Origin of the sequence: Streptomyces sp. NPDC102462 (assembly GCF_044765425.1) — a bacterium.
Lineage (GTDB): Bacteria > Actinomycetota > Actinomycetes > Streptomycetales > Streptomycetaceae > Streptomyces.
Genome location: NZ_JBIWKB010000053.1, coordinates 49,092 through 64,140, shown reverse-complemented (window position 1 = coordinate 64,140; position 15,049 = coordinate 49,092). Strand labels below are relative to the sequence as shown.

17 protein-coding genes are annotated in these 15,049 nt (G+C 69.3%); 8 read left to right on the top strand and 9 right to left on the bottom strand.

Annotation, left to right across the window (positions count from 1 at the left end; all coding sequences use genetic code 11):
* The 5 genes from ACIRFL_RS33735 to ACIRFL_RS33715 all read right to left on the bottom strand — a co-directional run.
* On the bottom strand, nucleotides 1–295 hold a 295-nt coding region (locus ACIRFL_RS33735), incomplete at its 3' end, for an IPT/TIG domain-containing protein (protein ID WP_404036204.1).
* Entirely contained in the window at nucleotides 296–532 is a 237-nt protein-coding gene (locus ACIRFL_RS33730) for an IPT/TIG domain-containing protein (RefSeq protein WP_404036193.1), read from the bottom strand.
* Between the two features lie 504 nt (nucleotides 533–1,036).
* Nucleotides 1,037–1,888, bottom strand: a complete 852-nt coding sequence (locus ACIRFL_RS33725) for a helix-turn-helix domain-containing protein (protein ID WP_404036190.1) — start codon at nucleotides 1,886–1,888, stop codon at nucleotides 1,037–1,039.
* A 22-nt stretch (nucleotides 1,889–1,910) separates the two neighbouring features.
* On the bottom strand, nucleotides 1,911–2,444 hold the full coding sequence (locus ACIRFL_RS33720; protein ID WP_404036187.1) for a DUF6879 family protein: 534 nt from the start codon (nucleotides 2,442–2,444) through the stop codon (nucleotides 1,911–1,913).
* Nucleotides 2,419–2,676: a hypothetical protein gene (locus tag ACIRFL_RS33715; RefSeq protein ID WP_404036184.1), complete on the bottom strand. Its 258-nt coding sequence runs from the start codon at nucleotides 2,674–2,676 to the stop codon at nucleotides 2,419–2,421. Before ACIRFL_RS33715 ends, ACIRFL_RS33720 begins: the two co-directional genes overlap by 26 nt.
* Before the next feature lie 230 nt (nucleotides 2,677–2,906).
* Between ACIRFL_RS33715 and ACIRFL_RS33710 the strand changes: the two genes are divergently transcribed.
* From ACIRFL_RS33710 to ACIRFL_RS33695, 4 genes are all read left to right on the top strand, one after another.
* Nucleotides 2,907–3,104 carry a hypothetical protein gene (locus ACIRFL_RS33710; protein ID WP_404036181.1) on the top strand — a complete coding sequence of 66 codons (198 nt, stop codon included), beginning with the start codon at nucleotides 2,907–2,909 and terminating at the stop codon, nucleotides 3,102–3,104.
* Nucleotides 3,101–3,403, top strand: coding sequence for a hypothetical protein (locus tag ACIRFL_RS33705; RefSeq protein WP_404036179.1), 303 nt, complete (start codon nucleotides 3,101–3,103; stop codon nucleotides 3,401–3,403). The genes ACIRFL_RS33710 and ACIRFL_RS33705 overlap by 4 nt, the downstream gene beginning before the upstream one ends.
* Nucleotides 3,404–3,495: 92 nt before the next feature.
* Complete coding sequence (locus ACIRFL_RS33700) at nucleotides 3,496–4,359, top strand: radical SAM protein (RefSeq protein ID WP_404036177.1); 864 nt, start codon at nucleotides 3,496–3,498, stop codon at nucleotides 4,357–4,359.
* Nucleotides 4,360–4,379: 20 nt separating this feature from the next.
* The gene (locus ACIRFL_RS33695) at nucleotides 4,380–5,510 is read left to right on the top strand and encodes a protein-L-isoaspartate(D-aspartate) O-methyltransferase (protein ID WP_404036174.1); all 1,131 of its coding nucleotides are present in this window, start codon (nucleotides 4,380–4,382) and stop codon (nucleotides 5,508–5,510) included.
* Between the two features lie 436 nt (nucleotides 5,511–5,946).
* On the opposite strand, the gene ACIRFL_RS33690 is transcribed toward ACIRFL_RS33695, so the two are convergent.
* From ACIRFL_RS33690 to ACIRFL_RS33675, 4 genes are all read right to left on the bottom strand, one after another.
* Nucleotides 5,947–7,011 (bottom strand): CU044_5270 family protein, encoded by a 1,065-nt coding sequence (locus tag ACIRFL_RS33690; RefSeq protein WP_404036172.1) that lies wholly within the window; start codon nucleotides 7,009–7,011, stop codon nucleotides 5,947–5,949.
* On the bottom strand, nucleotides 7,008–7,643 hold the full coding sequence (locus tag ACIRFL_RS33685) for an RNA polymerase sigma factor (RefSeq protein WP_404036168.1): 636 nt from the start codon (nucleotides 7,641–7,643) through the stop codon (nucleotides 7,008–7,010). The genes ACIRFL_RS33690 and ACIRFL_RS33685 overlap by 4 nt, the downstream gene beginning before the upstream one ends.
* A gap of 80 nt (nucleotides 7,644–7,723) precedes the next feature.
* Nucleotides 7,724–8,446: an alpha/beta hydrolase gene (locus tag ACIRFL_RS33680; RefSeq protein WP_404036165.1), complete on the bottom strand. Its 723-nt coding sequence runs from the start codon at nucleotides 8,444–8,446 to the stop codon at nucleotides 7,724–7,726.
* 323 nt (nucleotides 8,447–8,769) lie between these two features.
* On the bottom strand, nucleotides 8,770–9,825 hold the full coding sequence (locus ACIRFL_RS33675; protein WP_404036162.1) for a LacI family DNA-binding transcriptional regulator: 1,056 nt from the start codon (nucleotides 9,823–9,825) through the stop codon (nucleotides 8,770–8,772).
* A gap of 330 nt (nucleotides 9,826–10,155) precedes the next feature.
* Between ACIRFL_RS33675 and ACIRFL_RS33670 the strand changes: the two genes are divergently transcribed.
* The 4 genes from ACIRFL_RS33670 (at nucleotide 10,156) to ACIRFL_RS33655 (ending at nucleotide 14,976) form a co-directional block, all read left to right on the top strand.
* Complete coding sequence (locus tag ACIRFL_RS33670; RefSeq protein WP_404036159.1) at nucleotides 10,156–11,484, top strand: ABC transporter substrate-binding protein; 1,329 nt, start codon at nucleotides 10,156–10,158, stop codon at nucleotides 11,482–11,484.
* Nucleotides 11,481–12,506, top strand: coding sequence for a carbohydrate ABC transporter permease (locus ACIRFL_RS33665; RefSeq protein WP_404036156.1), 1,026 nt, complete (start codon nucleotides 11,481–11,483; stop codon nucleotides 12,504–12,506). Before ACIRFL_RS33670 ends, ACIRFL_RS33665 begins: the two co-directional genes overlap by 4 nt.
* Nucleotides 12,503–13,405: a carbohydrate ABC transporter permease gene (locus tag ACIRFL_RS33660; protein ID WP_404036153.1), complete on the top strand. Its 903-nt coding sequence runs from the start codon at nucleotides 12,503–12,505 to the stop codon at nucleotides 13,403–13,405. The genes ACIRFL_RS33665 and ACIRFL_RS33660 overlap by 4 nt, the downstream gene beginning before the upstream one ends.
* A 143-nt stretch (nucleotides 13,406–13,548) precedes the next feature.
* A complete protein-coding gene (locus ACIRFL_RS33655) occupies nucleotides 13,549–14,976 on the top strand; it encodes a GH1 family beta-glucosidase (protein ID WP_404036149.1) in 1,428 nt (475 codons plus the stop codon).
* Nucleotides 14,977–15,049 lie beyond the last annotated feature (73 nt).

The window sequence follows — 15,049 nt, the reverse complement described above, 5'->3', positions numbered from 1 at the left end:
CGCAGGGAGCAGAAGCCATCTGCAGGTGTGCGCCCAGAGCGAGCCCGCGCACACCCCAACATTGATCGGCTACACCACGGCGAGAGACGCCATCGATACCGGGCTCAAGGGGCGCGTGCTCGGGTGTGACCACGGTGAGCGTGGTGTTTGATGCGATGACCACTTCAGCTGCGACCCCCGCATCGCCGAAGGCCACAGAGGTCGTGGTAAGCAGATTCTCGCCGAAGACGGACAGGGACGTGGCGGTGAGAGGCCCCGTGCTAGGGGTTAGGGAAGTGACTTTCGGCGGGCCGATTTAGAAGAACGGCAGCGAGTTGCTCGTCTGACCCCCCGCGGTCACAGAGACGTAGTACTGGCCGGCAGGGAGTTCCGGGATCATGCAGGTGACACTCGTGCTGGTGACACTGGTCGGCGTGACTGAACCGGCGCCGAAATTGACCCTGATCACGAACGACAGCCCCGTTCCGGTGATGGTCATGGGCACAGCATGATGGCTCTGGGTTGGGCTGATCGAAGTGATGACGGGCGCCATGACGCCTCCTTTTGATTTGATGCGAGTCACGAAACAGACCGCGCAAGATCGCGGATCCACCCGCCGTCCATCAGTGGTTAGGGCCACGAACGACGCACGGCAAGTCACACCCAAGGAAGCGCAACCCGCTTACTCGGATACCTTTACTAAGTAACCAGCGAACTAATCTGTGGCCGCGGGAAGAAAATTCTTTCACCTCTCAGGGCGAGCGCATGCTGACTCGCGCCTGCAAGCGTGCACTACTGGCATTCATCGGGCAGACCGGTGTGCTCATTCACGCCTCAGCGCATAGCGCCAAACACCGGGCGTGTCGTCCCACCGCCTACGGCCAACCAGCCTTGGGCAGGGACCAGTTGACTGGATTCCCGAGGGGCCGTGTGATGGCGAAGCCGAGTTCGTGCAGAGTCCAGAAGGGGCAGCGCGTCACCGTTAGCCGACTCAAGTCCTGACGCCGCTGGTCCCCTCTCGCCTGCGGGCGGGAGGGGTTCATTCGTGCGTTCAGGGTTAGTTCAGGGCTTCGATCGCCTTGAGGACCAGGCCGCGCGCCTCAGCCCCGTACACGGCCATGCCGCGCAGCTGCTCGAACGCCTTCAGGTAGAGGGCGATCTCTGACGGCTGGGTGACGTTCACCTCCGCGGAGAGCAGTTCGACGGACACCAGCGTGTCGTCGTGCACGTCGAACGTCTCCTGCGGCCACAGCGCCCGCTCGCGCGTCCCCGTAGGGATGATGCCGAACGACACCTGCGGCAGAGCGCCGGCGGTCAGCAGGTAGCCCAGCTGGGCAGCCATCGCGTCCGTGTCGCCGAGCTGGTAGTAGAGCACGGACTCCTCGACGACGAACACGAAGCGATGCCCGGGTTGGTGAATGACCTGCGACCGTTCCAGGCGTGCCGCCGCGGCCTCTGCCCCGTCGTCGGGAACCTCCAGGAAGCGGGCGTTCATTGACAGCAGGGCCTTTGCGTAGCCCTCTGTCTGAAGCAGGCCGGGAACCAGGACAGGCGAGTAGACGCGGAGTAGTTCCGTGGCCCGGTACAGCTCGGTGTAGCTGTCCTGGAGCTTGGCGAGGCCGGTGCGGACCCGCTGCCGCCACTCACGGTACAGAGACTCTGCATGCTGGGAAGCTGCGATGAGATCTGCCGCTTGATCGACGGCCTCGGTGGCGCGGCACCACAGGCGGATGTCCGTGGGTGAGGGCGGGGTGCGGGCGTTCTCGATCCGGGACGTCTTGGCGTGGTGCCAGCCGCAGCGGGAAGCCAGCTCAGTGACCGTCAGACCGGCGTTTCGTCTCAGATCCCGCAACCGTCGCGCCACGTTCTCGCGGGCGGCCTGCGCTGAGGATGACGGAGAGATGGGCATGAGCTGGCCGTAGTGCTTTCTGTCAGTGGATCTCGTAGTGGTCGTGCGGGATAGCACGCTCCCATACCGCTTCGAACGCGTCGACGCACTGCTTGACGATGCTGGGTTCCGTCCGCAACTCCGTGTCTGGGTCTGCCCAGTTGCCGTCACCGGTGAAGTGGTTGAACAGGACGTGCGTCCCGTCGAAGATCCACAGGTCGGCGCCTGGCAGAAGCAGGTCGACGGCCTGACGGCGGGGCAGCCACCGGACCTCTTCCCCGGCCGTGACGTTGACGACGGTCCCGGCGTGCTCGTAGCGGATGTAGTCGGTGACGGGTTCGGACACGACCCGGGCGCGGCGCACGACGACGCCGCGGGCCACAGCACGGGAGATCATGTCGACCCAGGGCGCCCAGTACTCCGAGGCAGGATCGGCGTCCCGCTGGCCCGTGGTCAGCCAGGCATCGAAGTCGTCGGACTCGTCGCCGACGGCGTACTGGTCGCGCATCTCCAGGTGCACGGCGGAACGCTGGGCCGCCTCCATCAGCTCGTCAAAGCTGGGCACGTTCTGCGGCATTGCATGCCTCCCTCAGAATCGAGATCAGGCGGGCGGGGATGCGGAGGACCGCCTCGTGGTCGGGGATACCGGGTGCGTGCCCGGGCGCCGGCGTCTGGAGGCACTGGATGCGGGTGGCGTCGTCGGCGATGTAGCTCTGGAGCACGATGTCCGCGGTCTCCTGGTCCACCCAGACGGTGGGTGATCCGTTCTTGCCGGTGTCGGGGTCGATCCCGATGAACTGTAGGGGCATGGTCCTCTCCCGGGTCGTCATGGTGCGCCGTTGTGCACCAACCTCGTGCCGCGTCTGGATGGCGTCAAGGGCGCGAACGAGCCACGTAGCACGGTGAAGGCTCGTGCGCACATCCATGCACATTGCTGGCTGTGGCTATGTGCATGCTCCTAGCGTCGGCAGGCACGACGAAACCCCGGCGAGGCGGCGGGCCTCCCGGGGCACGGTCAACGCCGCTGAGGAGCGTCGACATGGCAGAGACTACGCAGACCCAGCCCACCCCCGACACCCCCACCGCCTATGGCTGGTGCACGTGGCACAAGGGCGCCGCCGACGATATCCGGCTGATCAGCGCGATCGAGCAGGGCTCCGGTCCCGGGGTGAGCCTGTTCGCCTGCGGCCCATGCCGCGACCTGTACGGCCTGGTCCCGCTCACCGACCGACCGTGAACCCCGCCTTCGCGAACGCGGTCGAGATGCTGCCCATGCCCCGCACCGAGTTCACGGCCGCGCAGCTCGACGGCACCGCCTGCCCGTGGTGCGCACAACCCCCGCAGGTGCCGCTGGGGCCCCGGCTGCGGGTGACAGAGGGGCGCCTGGACCGCTGGTTTCCGCACGCCTGCCTGCCGTGCACTCAGCGGGAGGCCGCGCGGGTGCACGCGGTCCACGTCACGGTGTGCCCGCGATGCACGCACCGCGACTACTGCCCCGACGCGCGCGCCCTGCGCTCCCTCGCGCTGGCGTCCTGAGACGCCGCCCGCCCCTGATCACCCCCGGCAACGCGACATCGCGCCCTGCCCGGGGCCGCAAGAAAGTCCTGTGAAACCAAGGGAGAATGCCCATGACGATCACCTCCGAGGCACCCATCCGGCAGGCCGTGCCGGAGTTCCTGGAGCTGGAGATCACCGGCAGGTGCCAGCTCACCTGTCCGTCCCTCTGCTACGCCAAGGCCGGCCCCACCGAGGGCCACGGCAGCATGACGGCCGACGACTGGAAACGCCTCATCAGCGAGGCCGCCGAGATCGGCGTGAAGAAGGTGCAGTTCATCGGCGGCGAACCGACCATGCACCCCGACTTCGAGGCACTGGTGCACCGCGCCCTGGCCCTCGGCCTCGCCGTCCAGGTCTACAGCAACCTGTACCGCGTCAAACCGGAGCACTGGGCCCTGTTCCAGCACCCGCGAGTGTCGCTGGCGACGTCGTACTACAGCGACTTGGCCGAGGAGCACGAGCGGGTCACCGGCCGGAAGGGCTCGCACGGCGCGACCCGCGCAAACATCATCCGGGCCGTCAAGCGGGGTATCCCGCTGCAGGTCGGCATCGTCGAGGTGTTCGAGGGGCAGCGCACCGCGCAGGCCCGTGAGGAGCTGCTGGCGCTCGGCGTCCGCACGGTGAACACGGACCGGGTCCGCAGCGTGGGCCGGGGTGAGGTCCACGTCCCGAGCACCAAGGACCTGTGCGGGCGCTGTGCGGACGGACGGGCCGCGGTCATGACCGACGGGACGGTCACCCCGTGCGTGCTGGGCCGCTTCCTGGACACCGGGAACGCGAAGACCGACGGGCTCGGCGCGGTGTTCGCCGGGAAGCGGTGGGCGGACACCGCGGCCGGCATCCCACGGCGGACGGCGTCGGCAGCGTGTACGCCCGACGACTCCAGCGACTGCGACCCGTCGAACACGGAAACCTGCGACCCTGCTTACGACTAGGACGAGAGGGCAGTGAAGCGATGAAGTGGCAACCGCCGGCCCGGCGCCTGGCGCACGAGGTCGTACGGCCGGAGTCCCGCTGGCACGCGGCCGTGGCCAGAGTGCCGCGGCACCAGTTCGTACCCCGCTGGTGGGAACCCGACGGCGAGGCGTGGAGGCTCCGCACTGGCCCCGACGACCCGGCCATGTGGCTGAAGGCCGCCTACAGCGACCAGACGCTGGTGACCCGGGTCGACGCCCACCATGCCGACAACGCCAGCGGCGGCGACGTCCTGGCCGCCGGTCAGCCGACCTCGTCGTCGACGCTGCCCAGCCTCGTCGTGCGCATGTACCGGCACGCGATGATCTCCGACCACGACCAGATCCTCGTCACCACCGGCACCGGGTACGGCACCGCCCTCGCGTGCGCCCGGCTCGGCGCCGGCCAGGTCACGAGCATCGACGTCGACGAGCACCTGGTGCAGCTCGCCACGGACCGGCTCACGCTCCAGGGCGAGACCCCGCGGATGGAGGTCTGCGACATCACGGGGCCACTGCCCGGCGAGTACGACCGGATCATCTCCACCGTGTCCGTGCGGCCCGTCCCCGTCTCGTGGCTGCGGGCCCTGCGGCCCGGCGGCCGACTGGTGACCACGATCGCCGGCACCGGGCTGATCCTCACCGCGGACAAGAACGCGGACGGCGGCGCCACCGGCCGCATCGAGTGGGACCGCGCCGGGTTCATGCGGACCCGGCACGGCGACGACTACGACCACCCCGACGAATCGGTGTGGAAGGAGGCAGGAGACGGCGCGGGCGAGGAGACGTCCACCAGCCGCTATCCGCTGCTCAACCCGCAGGATGCATGGGACGTCATGTCGATGCTGGAGCTGAAGCTCCCCGGCATCGAGTACCGGGCCCGTGACGAGGGTGGCACGCGCACGGTGTGGCTGCTGTACCCCGACGGCTCATGGGCCCGCGCCACGGCGACCGGGTTCCTCGACTCACCGGTCGTCCACGAGAGCGGACCGCGGCGTTTGTGGGCGGAGCTGGAACGCATCCGCCACCGCCTCAACCGGTCCGGCGCGCTCCCCGTCTACGGCGCCCGCGTCACCATCGCCCCGGACGGCACGACCACTCTCACCCGCGGGTCCTGGAGCGCCACCCTGTAGCCCCCACCCCCGCAGACGCCCTCCCCCGACTTGCTCCCCAGGCGGACGGGGTGAGGGCAGCAGCGCCCCCGCGGGTTGCGGGGGCGCTGCACGTTTTTGTGATCACGGTTGGGCGCTTTTCTACTCAGCCTCAAGGCGACCTCCACCGCGCCCATTGCCGCCTGTTCCCATGGGAACAGCGACCCACATCCAGCGTCATTCAGCATCATCGAACGGCATCGAATGTCATCCTTTTGTCCGCATTCGGAGCATCATTGCAGGTCACAATATGTTCAAGAATCAGGTTCGAGTCCCGTCACTCACCCTGAACGCCCAAGGGCCGACCTGAAGAACAGGTCGGCCCCTGGTGTTTCTCGCGACCATAGCCCTTGCCGCGCGATTCATACGCCCCGGAGTGCGGGCGGGGTGGTCCGCCGGCACTCCGGGGCGTCGGTGTTCAGCTTGGCCTGGACGGGGTTTCCTTGACCTGGTCGACGATCGCTCGGGTGGTGATCGCGCTGGTGAAGGTGATGGTGCCCGGCTTGATCAGAAGGTCTTCGGGGTTGCTGTTCTCGCCCTTCTGCACCTGGACCCTGCGCTGGCCGAGGAACGTGTAGGTCTTCTTGTCGAAGATCCACTCGGTGCGCTCGCCGCTGACCTCGTCCAGCCTGGCCACCGCCACCCCGTGGCGTCCGACCGCGTCGACCGCGTCGTCCACCGTGACCACGCCGGGGATCTTGGCCGCGGCCTTGTAGAGGGCGGCCTCAAGCCCGGCGGGCGGGTAGGACTCCCCGATCAGATCCCCGATCATCTCGAAGGCCGCGTGATCGGGGCTGTTGCCCTGGCCCTTGCTGTCCTCGTAGACCTTCTTGAGCAGCGCGTCGGGGTCGGTGGACAGCGTGACGAGGTCGTTGTACGCGCCCGCGCCGGCGTACGGCGAGTCCAGGGTCTCGCCTCCGTCGGGGCTGTTGCCCGGTTCGATCAGCCAGCCCTTCTTTCCGTCGGGCGACTCCCAGACCTGCCTCCGGTGCAGCTTCTCGCTGACCACGCTGTGCTTGTCGTCGACCGTCTTCACATAGGTGTCGGCCGTCGTCGACTCGATGTAGAGGTACTGGTCGTCGCGCACCTGCGGGGTGGGGGCCTTCGCGGCGGCCAGGGAGATCCGGTCGAGCAGCGTGGTGGTACCGCTCGCGCTGGCGGTGCCGATGTCGGTGGTCAGCACGGGGCCGGTGGCGACGCCGGGACCGGTATCGGCGTCCCGTCCGGTGAGCAGGCCACCGGCGGCGATCGCGCCGGCCAGGGCGCACGCCGCCACGGGCAGGACGATCGCCGGGCGCAGGAACCGGTTGCGCAGCTTTGGAGGGCGGGCGGGGGCGGTGGTGCGGTGGTCGTCGTGGACCTGGGCCATCAGGCGCTCCTTGTGGAACTGGTGGCGGCCCGCCGGCAGATCCCGCTCCACCGGTGGCAGGAGGTCTTCGGTCTCCTGCCACTCGGCCGGATGCGGTGAGGGACTGGCGTTCATCGGATTCCTTTCCGTGCGGACCGGACCGCGTTGGCGCGATCGCCTCTTACCTGTCGGGGTGGTGCGGCGAGTTCCCGTTCGTCTCCCGCCAGTTCCGCGTCGGCGAGTCCGCGCAGTCTCTTGCGAGCCCGGGACAGCCGGGAGCGGACGGTGCCGACGGGGATGCCGAGGGTGCGCGCGGCGTCGACGTACTCCATGCCCTCCCACAGGCACAGGACGAGGACCTCGCGTTCGGGGCGTTTCAGCGCGCCGAGAGCGGTCAGCGTGGCGCTGATACGACGCCGGTCGTCCACCTGGCCGGCCACCTCATCGGCATGGTCGCGGATATCGGCGGCCGCGGCGGCCGACGCGGCAGCCGCGGCCCGGTAGCGCCGGTTGCTGCGGCAGTGGTTGCGGGCGACGTTGGTGGTGATGCTCAGCAACCACGGCCGCAGCGAACCCCCTTCCGTGTCGACCTTCCCGCGCAACCGCCATGCCTCCAGGAAGGTCGCGGACATGACGTCCTCCGCGACGGACCAGTCCGCGGTCAACCGGAACGCGTGGTTGTACACCGCGCGCGCGTAGGCGTCGAAGAGGGCCGCGAAGGCGTCGGGATCCCCGGCTCTTGTCCGGGTTCGCAGATCTGTGGTCACTCCTGTCGGCTGTCCAGCACCTGATGGTGAGTTCCAGTGGCGTACATCACCTCGATACCGCCACCTCGCTGGGCCCGGCCTCACTTCAGGTGCCGGGCGAAGAACCGGGCCGCGTCGTCCGCCTCGAACCACGGGGTACCGGTGTGCCCGCCCAGATTGGCGTGCAGCGTCTTCTCCTTGGTGCCGAAGGCGTCGAACAGGTCGAGGACCGGCTGCCGTTCCATCCCTTCGTCGTCCCACTGCATGAGGAACTGCAAGGGAACGGCGACCTGCCGGGCCTCCTCGCGCAGGGTGGCGGGCACGAAAGTCTGGCCGAAGAAGGCGGCGGCCGAAATGCGCGGTTCCACCACCGCCAGCCGAATGCCGATGGCGACCATCCCGTCGTATCCGACCGGGCCGCCGATCTCGGGCAGTGTAAGGAGGGCGTCCAGGGTGGTCCGCCATTCCGGGACCGCCTTGTCGACCAGCGGGACGATGAAGGCGTCGACGATCTCGTCGACCGGCTCGCCGGCCTGCACCGCCCGGCGGAGGTCGGTGCGGAACTGCTCGTCGGCGGCGGAACGCGGCCGGTCACCGCACCCGGGGGCGTCGATGGCCGCCACCGCGAAGCCGTACTCCGCCGCGTAGTGCCGGGCCCGGCTCACCAGCCTGGGCAGCCGCTTGTGCAGGCCGCCGGGGTGGCCGATCAGGATCAGCGGGGCCGGTGCGGATCCGGGCGTCCACAGGACACCGGGGATCTCGCCGAGGGTGAATTCGCGTTCGAGGACGCCGTCGTCGAGGCGCTGTTCGGAAGTGAATCGCACGGTCGTGCCTTTCGGGAGTGCTCTGGAACGGCGCTCCCGGACGACCTATCGTCCGACCGTGACCCCGGAGGGGAGCCCCCATGTCGATACGTTCACGGGTACCACCTCCTTGTTCTCTCGCACGGCCTCCGGAAAGGTAGCAGTGGCCGCCGTGGTCCGCCAACGGGTTTACGACGGCGCGAGGAGTTCCAGAGTGTCCGCCCCGCCCCCCCGTGCACGAACCGAGCCGCCCACCGCGCCCCCCTCGGCGCAGGCCGTTCGCCGGTGCGGCTCGCCGGTGGCCGACATGGCCCGGTCCGGCGCGCTGCGCGCGTTCGTCGTGGTCACGACGACGAACGGATGACCAGTTCCGTCGTGAGGACCGCGTGCCGGCGTTCCAGGCCGCGGGAGACCGCGGGGCGGCGGTCGGCGATGTCCGTCAGGAGCAGATCGAGCATGGCGCGGCCCATCTCCTCGATGGGCTGGCGGACGCTGGTCAGCGGCGGGTCCATGTGCCGGGCGATGGCCGAGTCGTCGTAGCCGACCAGGGCCACGTCGTCGGGGATGCGGCGGCCCGCCTCGCGCAGCACCTGCCGGGCGCCGGCCGCGGTGACGTCCGAACCGGCGAACACCGCGTCCAGGCCGGGGTCGCGCTCCAGCAGCCGGGCCATCGCGCGCCGGCCGCCGCCCTCGGTGAAGTCGCCGGATTCGATGAGGAGTTCGTCCACCGGGTGGCCGGCGTCGCGCAGGGCGTCGCGGTAGCCGTCGACGCGCCGCTGGGCGCCGTACACGTCGAGGCGGCCGGTGATGTGGGCGACCGTGCGCCGCCCGCGGGCGAGCAGGTGCTCGACGGCCGAGCGGGCGCCGCCGTAGTTGTCGGAGTCGACCGAGGTCAGCGTCTCCGCCGCGGACCGCGGGCCGCTGATCACCGCGGGGATCTCCAGTTGGGCCAGGAGATCGGGCAGCGGGTCGTCGGCGTGCACGGACACCAGGAGCACGCCGTCCACGCGGTGTGCCGCGAGGTACTGGGCGAGCCGTTGCCGTTCGCGGTCGCTGCCCGCGAAGATCAGCAGCAACTGCATCTCGGTGTCGGAGAGTTCGGCGCCCACTCCGCGCAGGATGTCCGAGAAGTACGGTTCCGCGAAGAACCGGGTCTCCGGCTCGGGGACGACCAGGGCGACGGCGTCGGTGCGGTTCGCGGCGAGCGCGCGGGCCGCCGTGTTCGGCACGTACCCCAACTCGGCTACGGCCGCCTCCACGGCCGCGCGCGTGGCGTCGCTGACCCGGGGCGAGCCGTTGATCACCCGGGAGACCGTGCCACGGCCCACGCCGGCCCGTGCGGCGACCTCTTCAAGGGTCGGCCGACGGCCACTGCGCCCCCGCGTTCCGTGGCTTGCCATGGCCTCCGCCTCTCTGGACCGGCAATCTGCCTGGTGTGGAATGTAACAGCCCGGCGTGTGGACTTCGCTGTGTGCCGGTGCCGTCACGGCCCCGGCGGAGTACGCGGGAGTTAGTTAACAGGCAGATAACTGAACGCATTTCGCCGCGTCCGCTCCCTTGACACCCCCGCTCGAACCGACGACTCTTCAACTCATCACTTGTGGGAGCGCTCCCACAGTACCTGACACATACACGTCCCGCACGTTCCCCGCCCGAGCCGCAGCGAGTACGAACGGGCCCAACAGAGCAGTTGGCCGGGGGGTCGGCACGTCAGGCAACAGGAGGACTCAATGCGCACGAGTACCCGCCGGTCCCGCAGGCTGGTGGCCTTCGCGGCCGTCGCCGCGCTGACTACGGGAGTGCTGGCCGGCTGCTCCAACGACTCCGACGACGGTTCGTCGAAATCGAGCGGTGGCAACGGCGACGGCACGGGCAAGACCACTTTGACCATCGGGACCTTCGGTGTCTTCGGCTACAAGCAGGCCGGCCTCTACGACGAGTACATGAAGCTCCACCCCGACATCACCATCAAGGAGAACGTCACCACCCGCACCGACGTCTACTGGCCCAAGGTGCTCACCCGGCTCCAGGCCGGTTCCGGCACCGATGACATCCAGGCCATCGAAGTCGGCAACATCACCGAGGCCGTGCAGACCCAGGCCGACAAGTTCGTGGACCTCGGCAAGGAGGTCGACAAGTCCCAGTGGCTGGACTGGAAGCTGGCCCAGGCCACCACCAAGGACGGCAAGACGATCGGGCTTGGTACGGACATCGGCCCGATGGCCATCTGTTACCGCAAGGACCTGTTCAAGAAGGCCGGCCTGGAGACGGACCGGACCAAGCTCGCCGCGCAGTGGAAGGGCGACTGGGCCAAGTACGTCGAGCTGGGCAAGGAGTACATGAAGAAGGCGCCGTCCGGCACCAAGTTCGTGGACTCCGCCTCCTCGGTCTACAACGCGGCCCTCGGCGGCGCGAAGGAGCGCTACTACGACGACGGCGGCAACGTCGTCTGGGACAAGTCCGCGGGTGTGAAGACGTCCTGGGACGTGGCGATGACCGTGGCCACCAGCGACATGTCCGCGAAGCTGAAGCAGTTCGACAAGCCCTGGGACCAGGGCTTCGCCAACGCCACCTTCGCCACGGTGGCCTGCCCGGCCTGGATGATGGGCTACATCCAGGAGAAGTCCGGTGACTCCGGCAAGGGCAACTGGGACGTGGCGGCGGCCCCGACCGCGGCCAACTGGGGCGGCTCCTTCATCGGCGTGCCGACGGCGGGCAAGCACCAGAAGGAGGCCATCGCCCTGGCGAAGTGGCTGACCGCGCCCGAGCAGCAGGCCAAGGTCTTCGCCAAGCAGGCCAGCTTCCCGTCGACCCCGTCGGCGTACGCGAGCCTGAAGCCGGCCGCGGACACCACCGCGTACTTCTCCGACGCGCCGATCACGCAGATCTTCGCCGACTCGGCGAAGACCATCCCGACGCAGTACTTCGGCATCAAGGACCAGCCGATCAACTCCGCGCTCACCGACATCGGCATCCTCCAGGTGGAGCAGAAGGGCAAGACCCCGACGCAGGGCTGGGACGCCGCCACCAAGGAGATCAAGGACGTGCTCGGCCAGTGACCAGCTCCAAGCAGGCTCTCGCGCAGCCCGCGTCGAGTGCCGACGCCGCGCCCGGCTCCCAGCCGGGCGCGGCCCGGGGCGCTCACGGTCGCGGTGCGCCGGCGGGCGCCGACTCCTGGCGCAGCCGGTTCTACCGCTGGGACATGAAGGCGTCGCCGTACGCGTTCATCGCCCCCTTCTTCATACTCTTCGGGGCCTTCTCGCTGGTCCCGCTGCTGTACACGGCCTGGTACTCGCTGCACCATGTGCAGTTGTCGTCGCTGGACCACCAGACCTGGGCCGGCCTGGACAACTACCAGAACCTGTGGTCGTCGGACTTCTTCTGGAACGCCCTGAAGAACACCTTCACCATCGGGGTGATCTCGACCGTGCCGCAGCTGCTGGCCGCGCTCGGGCTCGCGCATCTGCTGAACTACCGGCTGCGCGGCTCGACCGTGTGGCGGGTCGTGATGCTCACGCCGTACGCCACCTCGGTGGCCGCGGCGACGCTGGTGTTCACGCTGCTGTACTCGTGGGACGGCGGCATGGTCAACTGGATCCTGCACTTCTTCGGTGTGGATCCGGTCAACTGGCGTGAATCCGACTGGGGTTCGCAGTTCGCGGTGTCCTCCATCGTGATCTGGCGGTGGACCGGCTACAACGCGCTGATCTATCTGGCCGCGATGCAGGCCATCCCGACCGACCTGTACGAGTCGGCGGCGATCGACGGCGCCAACCGCTGGCAGCAGTTCCGGCATGTGACGATCCCCCAGCTGCGGCCGACGATCCTGTTCACGGTGGTCGTCTCCACCATCGGCGCGACCCAGCTGTTCGGCGAGCCGCTGCTGTTCGGCGGGGTCAGCGGCTCCAAGGGCGGCTCCGAGCACCAGTACCAGACGCTCGGCCTGTACATGTACGACCAGGGCTGGATCATCGGCAACCTGGGCAAGGCGTCCGCGATCGCCTGGTCGATGTTCCTGATCCTGGTGATCGTCGCCGTGATCAACATGCTGTTCACCCGACGCCTGAGGAAGTCCCAATGACCACCAGTGAACTCACCCTCCCGGGCGCCGCGGGCACCGAGCGGCCGGGGCGCGGACGACGCCGGGTGATGGGCGCGGGCAAGCAACTGCACGCGGGTCCGGTCACCTATGTCGTCCTGACGGTCTTCGCACTGGTCTCGCTGGCGCCGCTGGTGTGGACGGCGGTCGCGGCCTCCCGCACCGACCGGCGGCTGGCCCAGACCCCGCCGCCGCTGTGGTTCGGCGGCAACCTGTTCTCCAACCTGCAGTCCGCCTGGGACGAGGCGGGACTGGGCACCGCCATGGTCAACTCGCTGATCGTGGCGGGCACGATCACGGTGAGCACGGTGCTGTTCGCGACCCTCGCCGGGTTCGCCTTCGCCAAGCTGCGGTTCCGGTTCTCCAACCTGCTGCTGGTGCTGACGATCGGCACCATGATGATCCCGCCGCAGCTCGCCGTCGTACCGCTGTATCTGTGGATGTCGGACCTGGGCTGGTCGAACCAGTTGCAGACGGTGATCCTGCCCAGCCTGGTGACCGCGTTCGGCACGTTCTTCATGCGGCAGTACCTGGTGCAGGCGCTGCCGACCGAGCTGATCGAGGCGGCCCGGGTGGACGGGGCGAGCAGTCTGCGGGTCGTGTGGCACGTGGTGTTCCCGGCGGCGCGGCCGGCGATGGCCGTGCTCGGCCTGCTGACCTTCGTGTTCGCCTGGAACGACTTCCTGTGGCCGATCATCGCCCTGAACCAGCAGAACCCGACCGTGCAGGTCGCCCTGAACTCGCTCGGCACCGGCTATGTGCCGGACCAGGCGGTGATCATGGCGGGCGCGCTGCTCGGCACGCTGCCGCTGCTGGTCGCCTTCCTGCTGTTCGGCAAGCAGATCGTGGGCGGGATCATGCAGGGCGCGATCAAGGGCTGACCCCACGGGCCCCGGAGCCCCGGGGGCCGGGCCGCCGCCGCCCCGGCCCCCGTGCCCCGCCCCGCCCTTCCCCGCCCCGCCCCTCCCTTTACTTCTCTTCACCACCCCACCGGTCTCCACGACCACTCGATGGGAGCGCTTCCATGCCTGAGCCCGTTACCTCCGTGAGTTTTCCTCCCGCCTTCCTCTGGGGCGCCGCGACCTCCGCGTACCAGATCGAGGGGGCGGTACGGGAGGACGGCCGCACCCCCTCGATCTGGGACACCTTCAGCCATACGCCCGGCAGGACGGCCGGCGGCGACACCGGTGACATCGCGGTCGACCACTACCACCGCTACCGCGAGGACGTGGCGCTGATGGCCGACCTCGGCCTGAACGCCTACCGGTTCTCGATCTCCTGGCCGCGGGTACAGCCGACGGGCCGGGGCCCGGCCGTCCAGGTGGGCCTGGACTTCTACCGCCGTCTGGTCGACGAACTCCTGGCCGCCGGCATCAAGCCGGCCGTCACCCTCTACCACTGGGACCTGCCGCAGGAGCTGGAGGACGCGGGCGGCTGGCCGGAGCGGGACACCGCCCTCCGGTTCGCCGAGTACGCGCAGATCGTCGGCGAGGCCCTGGGCGACCGGGTGGAGCAGTGGATCACCCTCAACGAGCCCTGGTGCAGCGCCTTCCTCGGCTACGGCTCCGGGGTGCACGCGCCGGGCCGCACCGACCCGGCGGCCTCGCTGCGCGCCGCGCACCACCTCAACCTGGCGCACGGGCTGGCCACTTCGGCCCTGCGTACGGTGCTGCCGGCCCGCAACACCATCGCGATCAGCCTCAACTCCTCGGTGGTGCGCACCGTTTCGCAGGACCCGGCGGACCTCGCGGCGGGCCGCCGGATCGACGACCTGGCCAACGGCATCTTCCACGGCCCGGTGCTGCACGGGGCGTACCCGGAGACGCTGCTGCGGGACACGGCATCGGTCACCGACTGGTCCCACATTCGGGACGGCGACCTGCGCGCGATCCACCAGCCGCTGGACGCGCTGGGCCTCAACTACTACACGCCCACGCTGGTCTCGGCGGCCGACCCGGACGCGACCGGGCCGCGGGCCGACGGGCACGGGACGAGCGAGCACTCGCCCTGGCCGGCCGCGGACGGCGTGGCCTTCCACCAGACGCCGGGCGAGCGCACGGAGATGGGCTGGACGATCGACCCGACGGGCCTGCACGAGCTGATCATGCGCTACTCCCGGGAGGCCCCGGACCTCGCGCTGTACGTGACGGAGAACGGGGCCGCCTACGACGACAAGCCGGACCCGGACGGCCGGGTGCACGACCCGGAGCGCATCGCCTATCTGCACGGCCATCTGTCGGCGGTCCGCCGGGCCATCGCGGACGGCGCGGACGTACGCGGCTACTACCTGTGGTCCCTGATGGACAACTTCGAGTGGGCGTACGGCTACGAGAAGCGCTTCGGCGCGGTGTACGTCGACTACGCCACGCTGGAGCGGACACCGAAGTCGAGCGCGCGGTGGTACGGACAGGCCGCCCGGTCCGGCGCGCTGCCGCCGACGGACGGCGTCTGACGGCGCGCTCCGCCGGTTGCGCCGTGATGGGTGGTCGGTCTTCTGCGGCAGCGTCGTGGCTGGTCGCGCCCAC

What these genes read in the sequence shown, in the direction of transcription:
- ACIRFL_RS33730 (WP_404036193.1), bottom strand. Translation starts at nt 532, where the DNA reads ATGGCGCCCGTCATCACTTCGATCAGCCCAACCCAGAGCCATCATGCT.
- ACIRFL_RS33725 (WP_404036190.1), bottom strand. Translation starts at nt 1,888, where the DNA reads ATGCCCATCTCTCCGTCATCCTCAGCGCAGGCCGCCCGCGAGAACGTG.
- ACIRFL_RS33720 (WP_404036187.1), bottom strand. Translation starts at nt 2,444, where the DNA reads ATGCCGCAGAACGTGCCCAGCTTTGACGAGCTGATGGAGGCGGCCCAG.
- ACIRFL_RS33715 (WP_404036184.1), bottom strand. Translation starts at nt 2,676, where the DNA reads ATGCCCCTACAGTTCATCGGGATCGACCCCGACACCGGCAAGAACGGA.
- ACIRFL_RS33710 (WP_404036181.1), top strand. Translation starts at nt 2,907, where the DNA reads ATGGCAGAGACTACGCAGACCCAGCCCACCCCCGACACCCCCACCGCC.
- ACIRFL_RS33700 (WP_404036177.1), top strand. Translation starts at nt 3,496, where the DNA reads ATGACGATCACCTCCGAGGCACCCATCCGGCAGGCCGTGCCGGAGTTC.
- ACIRFL_RS33695 (WP_404036174.1), top strand. Translation starts at nt 4,380, where the DNA reads ATGAAGTGGCAACCGCCGGCCCGGCGCCTGGCGCACGAGGTCGTACGG.
- ACIRFL_RS33690 (WP_404036172.1), bottom strand. Translation starts at nt 7,011, where the DNA reads ATGAACGCCAGTCCCTCACCGCATCCGGCCGAGTGGCAGGAGACCGAA.
- ACIRFL_RS33675 (WP_404036162.1), bottom strand. Translation starts at nt 9,825, where the DNA reads ATGGCAAGCCACGGAACGCGGGGGCGCAGTGGCCGTCGGCCGACCCTT.
- ACIRFL_RS33670 (WP_404036159.1), top strand. Translation starts at nt 10,156, where the DNA reads ATGCGCACGAGTACCCGCCGGTCCCGCAGGCTGGTGGCCTTCGCGGCC.
- ACIRFL_RS33660 (WP_404036153.1), top strand. Translation starts at nt 12,503, where the DNA reads ATGACCACCAGTGAACTCACCCTCCCGGGCGCCGCGGGCACCGAGCGG.
- ACIRFL_RS33655 (WP_404036149.1), top strand. Translation starts at nt 13,549, where the DNA reads ATGCCTGAGCCCGTTACCTCCGTGAGTTTTCCTCCCGCCTTCCTCTGG.